Source organism: Streptomyces sp. SID9727 (genome assembly GCF_010550605.1).
Classification (GTDB): domain Bacteria; phylum Actinomycetota; class Actinomycetes; order Streptomycetales; family Streptomycetaceae; genus Streptomyces.
Map to the genome: position 1 here is coordinate 1 of NZ_JAAGNI010000145.1, position 6400 is coordinate 6400.

At 73.0% G+C, this 6400-nt stretch carries 9 protein-coding genes and 1 pseudogene; all 10 read right to left on the reverse strand.

Features of this window, described 5'->3' with window-relative positions; all coding sequences use genetic code 11:
* Window positions 1–930, reverse strand: a 930-nt coding sequence (gene mmuM / locus G3I41_RS10000; RefSeq protein ID WP_164399869.1) for a homocysteine S-methyltransferase, incomplete at its 3' end; no start/stop codon positions are given.
* Window positions 931–943: 13 nt separating this feature from the next.
* Entirely contained in the window at window positions 944–1867 is a 924-nt protein-coding gene (locus G3I41_RS10005) for an LLM class F420-dependent oxidoreductase (protein WP_164399870.1), read from the reverse strand.
* A 111-nt stretch (window positions 1868–1978) separates the two neighbouring features.
* Window positions 1979–2515: a DUF6099 family protein gene (locus G3I41_RS10010; protein WP_164399871.1), complete on the reverse strand. Its 537-nt coding sequence runs from the start codon at window positions 2513–2515 to the stop codon at window positions 1979–1981.
* 146 nt (window positions 2516–2661) lie between these two features.
* Window positions 2662–3021: a nucleotide pyrophosphohydrolase gene (locus G3I41_RS10015; protein WP_164399872.1), complete on the reverse strand. Its 360-nt coding sequence runs from the start codon at window positions 3019–3021 to the stop codon at window positions 2662–2664.
* Between the two features lie 11 nt (window positions 3022–3032).
* Window positions 3033–3431 carry a cell division protein SepF gene (sepF, locus tag G3I41_RS10020; protein WP_164399873.1) on the reverse strand — a complete coding sequence of 133 codons (399 nt, stop codon included), beginning with the start codon at window positions 3429–3431 and terminating at the stop codon, window positions 3033–3035.
* A gap of 104 nt (window positions 3432–3535) precedes the next feature.
* A complete protein-coding gene (locus G3I41_RS10025; RefSeq protein WP_164399874.1) occupies window positions 3536–4813 on the reverse strand; it encodes a cytochrome P450 in 1278 nt (425 codons plus the stop codon).
* Window positions 4810–5424 carry an ATP/GTP-binding protein gene (locus G3I41_RS10030; protein WP_018105821.1) on the reverse strand — a complete coding sequence of 205 codons (615 nt, stop codon included), beginning with the start codon at window positions 5422–5424 and terminating at the stop codon, window positions 4810–4812. Before G3I41_RS10030 ends, G3I41_RS10025 begins: the two co-directional genes overlap by 4 nt.
* A complete protein-coding gene (locus tag G3I41_RS10035) occupies window positions 5402–5755 on the reverse strand; it encodes a DUF742 domain-containing protein (protein WP_018105822.1) in 354 nt (117 codons plus the stop codon). The genes G3I41_RS10030 and G3I41_RS10035 overlap by 23 nt, the downstream gene beginning before the upstream one ends.
* Window positions 5752–6177 carry a roadblock/LC7 domain-containing protein gene (locus G3I41_RS10040; protein ID WP_164399875.1) on the reverse strand — a complete coding sequence of 142 codons (426 nt, stop codon included), beginning with the start codon at window positions 6175–6177 and terminating at the stop codon, window positions 5752–5754. Before G3I41_RS10040 ends, G3I41_RS10035 begins: the two co-directional genes overlap by 4 nt.
* A pseudogene (locus tag G3I41_RS10045) lies at window positions 6174–6400 on the reverse strand (ATP-binding protein); the annotation flags it as partial. The pseudogene G3I41_RS10045 and the gene G3I41_RS10040, both read right to left, overlap by 4 nt.

Here is a 6400-nt window from a genome sequence, read left to right on the forward strand (position 1 = left end):
GCCCCGCGCGGCATCCCCGGCCGCACCGTCCAGCGCCGCCGCCAGCTCCGCGATCTCCGCCGGCCCGACCCGGCAGCAGCCCCCGACCAGGCGGGCGCCCGCCCGCTGCCAGGACGTCAGCCGGTCCGGGGTGAACGTGGCGGTACCGGTCCACGCGCCCGTCTCCGCGTCCCAGCGCTCACCGCTGTTCGGGTAGACGACGGCCGGCTTCCCGGTCGCCCGGACCGCCGCCCTCGCGGCGGCCTCCGCGTCGGCGGGGTCACAGCAGTTGACCCCGACCGCGATCACCCCGTCGTGCGCCCGGGCCAGGGCGAACGCCTCGTCCAGCGGCTGCCCGGCCCGGGTCCGGCCCCCGTCCACGGTGTAGGACAGCCACACCGGCAGCCCGTACTCCCCGGCCACCCGCAGCAGCGCCCGCGCCTCGTCCATGTCCGGCACCGTCTCCAGGGCCAGCGCGTCCGGCCCGGCGGCGGCCACTGCCTCGATCCTGGGGCGGTGGAAGCGCTCCAGCTCCCGGACGGTGAGCCCGTAGCGGCCCCGGTACTCCGCCCCGTCCGCCGTCACCGCCCCGTACGGGCCGACCGAGGCCGCCACCCAGACGTCCCGCTCGACCGCGCCGGCCGCCCGACGGGCCAGCTCCACGCTGCGGGCGAAGAGCCGGGCCGCCTCGTCCCGCCCGATTCCGCGCCGCTCGAACCCCTCGTAACTGGCCTGGTAGCCGGCCGTGATGAGCACCTGGGCCCCCGCCCGCACGTATGCCGTGTGGGCGGCCTCGATCTGCCCGGGTCCGTCGGCGAGCAGCCGGGCGGACCACAGCGCGTCGGACAGGTCGCAGCCCTGCGCCTCCAACTGGTTGGAGAGCCCGCCGTCGAGGACGAGCGTGCCCTCGGCCAGCGCGGCGGCCAGAGGGCGGCCGGGCCCGGGTGTCATCGCGGCCCCGCTCTCAGCCCAGCTGGGACTGGACCTGGGAGGAGATGAGCTCCAGGTGGTCCAGGTCGTCCAGGTCGAGCACCTGGAGGTAGATCCGCGACGCCCCGATCGCCGCGTAGCGCCCGATCTTGTCGACCACCTCGGCGGGCGACCCCGCGAGCCCGTTCGCCTTCAGCTCCGCCGCGTCGCGGCCGATGGCTTCGGCCCGGCGCGCCACCTCCGCGTCGTCCCGGCCGACGCAGACGACCAGCGCGTTGGAGTACACCAGGTCGTCCGGCTTCCGGCCCGCCGCCTCGGCCGCCTCGCGGACCCGGCCGAACTGCTTCTCGGAGTCGTCCAGGCCGGCGAAGGGGATGTTGAACTCGTCGGCGTACTGGGCGGCGAGGCGCGGGGTGCGCTTCGCACCGTGTCCGCCGATGAGCACCGGCACCTTGGCCTGCGCCGGCTTGGGCAGCGCAGGCGAGTCCTTCAGCTGGTAGTAGGTGCCGTCATAGCTGAACGTCTTGCCGACCTCGGTCGCCCACAGTCCGGTGACGATCGCGAGCTGTTCCTCCAGGCGGCCGAACTTCTCCTTCGGGAAGGGGATGCCGTACGCCGTGTGCTCCTCCTCGAACCAGCCCGCTCCCAGGCCCAGTTCGACCCGGCCGCCCGACATCTGGTCGACCTGCGCCACCTGGATGGCGAGGACGCCGGGGAGCCGGAAGGTGCCCGCCGTCATCAGCGTGCCCAGGCGGATGCGCTTGGTCTCGCGGGCCAGCCCGGCCAGCGTGATCCATGCGTCCGTCGGGCCGGGCAGGCCGTCGCCCTGCCCCATGCGCAGATAGTGGTCGGACCGGTAGAAGGCGTCGAAGCCGAGGTCCTCGGTGGCCTTGGCGACGGTGAGCAGGGTGTCGTAGCTCGCCCCCTGCTGGGGCTCGGTGAAAATGCGGAGATCCATGCCTCCATCCTGCACCCGCGCACGCCGCTACCTCTTCTCCGGGGGCGCCGTCCGCGTGGAGTCGCGTCCTCGAAGGGCGTACCGGAGGGGGCGTGCCGTTGGGGGGCCCGCTCATTGGATACCGGTCACCGGGCCCAGCGGGCCGTGCAGCACCCCGTGCGGGCCGTCCCGCTCCCGGCCGCGCTCCAGATCCTCCCGCCGCTCGCGCTCGCGCTCGTCGAGGAGACGGAGCATGGAGCGGACCCGGTCCGTGGACTCGTCGGCGGCGTCGATCGCCTCCATGCACTGCCAGTACAGGCCCTGCTCGTCGGTCTCGCACGCCACTCCGACCAGGGCTATACCGACCTCACCGAGCAGCGCGGCCAAGCCCGTCAGGGCCGCGCGGGGATCGGCGACCTCCGTCAGCCGCGCCGCGCGGGCCACCCCGGCGCGGGCCGCCGGGTGGTCGAGCGCGCCGCTGGTCCTGCCTCCGATCTCGCTGAGGGCGCCCGCCTCGGCCCGCAGCTCCTTGGGACCGCCCGCCGCCAGCCGGCTGCCGACCGCCTGGGCCAGGGCCTGCGCCTGCCACGCCTCGGCGATGATGTCCGGAGTGCCCCGGCTCTGCGCCAGCGCCTGCCTGATGACCGCTACCAGCCGTTCCGCTTCCATCGACTGCCCCCGTTCGACGCGAAGACCCACTCATCGCTGCGGAAAACCCGCTCACCACGTTCATTACCCACAGTGAGGGCCACCGCACCGAAACGCCAGAGGATTTCGGAAATCTGTGGACACTCAATCGAGTGTGCACACATCGATCACTCCGAAGAGTGACGATCTTGGCCGCCCGTTGATCCCGGGACCGGGAAGCGCGACTCATTCCGTTCGATCTTGGCCGCGAGTGCCGCCAAGGCGTCGATGCCCAGCACCTCGCAGAACTGGAGGAGGTACGCGAGCACGTCCGCGACCTCGTCCGCCACGCGGGGCGCGGTCACCGGATCCTCCATGACCCGTGCCGACTGGTCGGGCGTCAGCCACTGGAAGATCTCGACCAGTTCGGCGGCTTCCACGCTCAGCGCCGAGGCCAGGTTCTTCGGGGTGTGGTACTGCCCCCAGTCGCGCGCGTCCGCGAAGGCGGCCAGCCGCCGCTGGAGGGTCCGTACGTCGAGTTCGGTCACGGGCTCGTCTCCTACGCCCCCGGCACCCCGGCGGCCGGGACGCCCTCGACCTCCATGCCGGCGGGCGACAGCAGGAAGACGTTGCGGTCCACCCGGTGCATGCCGCTGCCCAGCCCGAAGACGACACCGCTGGCGAAGTCCAGGATGCGCTTGGCCACCTCGCCCTCCGCGCTGGTCAGGTCGAGCAGCACCGGCACCTGGGCGACCAGGTACTCCGCGACCTCGCGGGCATCCGCGAACACCTGGACCCGCAGGACGACCATGCGCCGCTGCTCGGCGGGCTCCGGCTCGTCCCGGACGGTGCGGTGGTCCACCCGGGAGGGCCACTCGTTGCGGCTGCGCAGCGGTACGACCTGGGCCAGCCCCTCCCACTGCTCGTCCGTGACGTCGTACCTGTCGTACCTGCTCACCGGACCACCCCGTCCGCACATCGGTCGGCGTTGTGCCGGCTGCGCTCACTGTTCATCGGGCGATTGTCCCCTCCCTCACCCGTTCGGCCTACGAGCGACACGGCTCAGGCATCGATTGCCGCCGCCGGAATGACGTCCGACGGGTCCGCGACCGTGAGGGAGCCGCTCGGAGCGGCGGTGGTGGTGTCCAGCGGGGTGAAGCGGATCGGGAGATGGGCCAGGGCGCGGTGGAACGGGCCGGGACGCCACAGCAGTTCGTGCGGTGCGACGGCCAGCTCCGCGTCGCACAGGAGGCTGGTGAGCTGTTCGATCGCGGTCATCGCGATGAGCAGGGCCGGCTGCTTGGCGGGGCAGCGGTGGGGGCCCGCCGACCAGGCGAGGTGGGCGCTGGCCCCGGACCGGAGGCCGTCGTCGGAGACGGGCGGCGGGGACTGGGAGTTGGCGGCGGCGTAGGAGACCAGGACGAGTTGTCCGGCGCGCAGCCGTACGCCGTGGAACTCGGTGTCGTGGCGCGGGTAGTGGGCCGCCAGGTTGGCGATCGGCGGGTCGCGCCACAGTACTTCGTTGATCGCCTCGTGGGCGGTCATCGCGCCGCCGTGCAGGGAGCCCGCGTAGCGTTCGTCGGTGAGCATGTGGAGCGTGGCGTTGCCGATGAGGTTGGTCATCGGATCGTTGCCGGCGCTCATCACCAGGGTGATCTGGCGTACCGTCTCGTCGTTGTCGAGCCCCGCCGGGTGGGCGAGGAAGTACGAGGTCAGGTCGCGGCGGGGCCGGGCGCGCCGGTCGGCGACGAGGCGGGTCACGACGTCGACCAGGTCGGCGTACGCGGCGGCGGCGTCGGCGGCCGAGTTCATCATGCCGGCGACCCCGTCCACGATCCGGTCGCCGTCCTTGGGATCGGCGCCGAACCAGGTGACGAAGATGTGCATGGGGAGCCGTCGGGCGTACTGGGCGATGAGGTCGCCGCTTCCCGTGGCGGCGAACCGGCCGATGAGCTGGCGGGCGACGCGGGCGACCTCGGCCCGCAGGACGTGTGGTTCGATGAGCGCGAGGCTGTCGTTGATGGCCTCGCGATAGCGGGCGTGCACCGCTCCGTCGCTGAACAGGGCGGTGGGGCGGTGGCCGAGCACGGGCAGCACGGGCGAGTCCGGCGGGACGGTCGCCTGCCAGGCGCGGGGGTCCTTGCTGAAGGTGTGGGTGTCGCGGAGCAGGTCGATGGCGGCCTGGTAGTCCGTGACGAGCAGCGCCTCCACGTCGGGTGCGATCCGCACCGGTGCGAGCGGGCCGTGCTCGCGCAGGGCGCGGTAGTGGCCCTGGGGGTCGGCCGCGAAGGCCGGGCCGAACAGCGCGAGGGGCTGCGGCGGCGGTGCGTACATGGTCATGAGGCGTCCTCGGGCTGCGGCATGCGGGTCAGCACGTGTTCGGCGAGTGCGATCAGGGCGTCGATGCTGCCGCGCCGCTCCCGCGCGTCGCACTGGACGAGCGGGGTGGTGTCGTCCAGGTCGAGGTGCTTGCGCAGGACCTCGTCGCTGTGTGCGGGGGCGTCGGGGAAACGGTTCACCGCTACGGCGTACGGCAGTCCCTGCTCCTCGACCATGTCCATCACGGCGAAGGAGTCGGCGAGCCTCCGGGTGTCCACGAGGACGAGTGCGCCGAGGGCGCCGCGGGCGATGTCCTCCCACAGCGGCAGGAACCGCTCCTGGCCGGGTGTGCCGAACATGTAGAGCACGAGGTCGTCGGGGACGGTGAGGCGGCCGAAGTCGATGGCGACCGTGGTGGTGGTCTTGTCGGGGAGTCCGGCGGTGGAGTCGACACGGGTGCTGGACTGGGTCATCGCCTCCTCGGTGTGGAGGGTGGCGATCTCCGAGAGGGTTCGGATGAGGGTGGTCTTGCCCACGCCGAAGGGACCCGTGACGACGAGTTTCATCAGGGTCCGGGCGGCGGCCGGCAGATAGCCGACGCCGGTCCGGTCAGGGGAGGGAGCGGAGTCCATCGAGCAGCCTCTCGACAAGCGACCTGTCGATCTGCCCGGCACTGGGTATCGGCGGTCGGGTGAGCAGTAGTCCGGTGGCCGCGAGGTCCGTGGCCAGGAAGACGGTGGCACTGACCGGCAGGTCCAGGTGGGCCGCGCACTCGACGACGGTGAGGGCACCCGGTTCCAGCAGGTCGCAGAGTCTGCGCGCCTGGGTTCCGGCGTCGTCGGGCACGGGCGCGTCGGTGCGTACGAGTACGGCGAGCCGGTCGAGGGCGGGGCCGGCGGGGCGGGACCGGCCGCCGGTGACCAGATAGGCGGGGATCAGACGGCGTGCTGGGCCGGGGGTCATGGCCGGGCGGCGGTGTCCGATTGGCGGGTGGGCGCGTGCATCGCCCGGGTGAGCGCGGTGACCTGGACCTGCATCTGATAGGCGATGTCGCCGAGTTTGGCGCCGGGTTCGGCGAACAGGGCGAGGGTGGTGTTGCGGCCGGCCGGTACGACGACGGCGAATCCCAGATCCGATTCCACGACGGTCTGGGCCAGTTGCGGGGCCTCGGCGTTGGTGAAAGCCGTCGTGAAGGCGCGGGCGGCGGCGTGCAGGGTGGCCGTCATCGCGGCGACCCGTTCGCCGGAGGCCCGGTCGAGGCCGGGGGACGCGCCTTCGACCAGGCCGTCGCCGGTGGCGACCACGGCGTGCTGGACTCCGGGCAGCTCAAGCAGCGGGGTCAGCACCCATGCGAGGTCGCCTGAGGTGGGGCTGGGGGCGCTCACTTCTCGTCGTCTCCTTGTTCGTCCTGGTGGTCGGGGGCGTCGGTGTCCGGTGCGGGCGGCCGCCCGGCGACGCTCCTGCCGTTGAGGGTGCCCTGCTGGAGGGCCGCCCAGGAAGCCCCTGCCGCCTCCGGTGTACGGGGCATCCGGTCGGCGGACGGCCCGGCGGCCCGGTCGGCGGTGGCCGCGGCGGGTGTGCGGCGCGGTGTCCGCCGGCGCCGGCTGG

Coding starts and splice junctions, on each gene's coding strand:
- G3I41_RS10005 (WP_164399870.1), bottom strand. CDS start 1,867: ATGGATCTCCGCATTTTCACCGAGCCCCAGCAGGGGGCGAGCTACGAC.
- G3I41_RS10010 (WP_164399871.1), bottom strand. CDS start 2,515: ATGGAAGCGGAACGGCTGGTAGCGGTCATCAGGCAGGCGCTGGCGCAG.
- G3I41_RS10025 (WP_164399874.1), bottom strand. CDS start 4,813: ATGACCATGTACGCACCGCCGCCGCAGCCCCTCGCGCTGTTCGGCCCG.
- G3I41_RS10030 (WP_018105821.1), bottom strand. CDS start 5,424: ATGGACTCCGCTCCCTCCCCTGACCGGACCGGCGTCGGCTATCTGCCG.
- G3I41_RS10035 (WP_018105822.1), bottom strand. CDS start 5,755: ATGACCCCCGGCCCAGCACGCCGTCTGATCCCCGCCTATCTGGTCACC.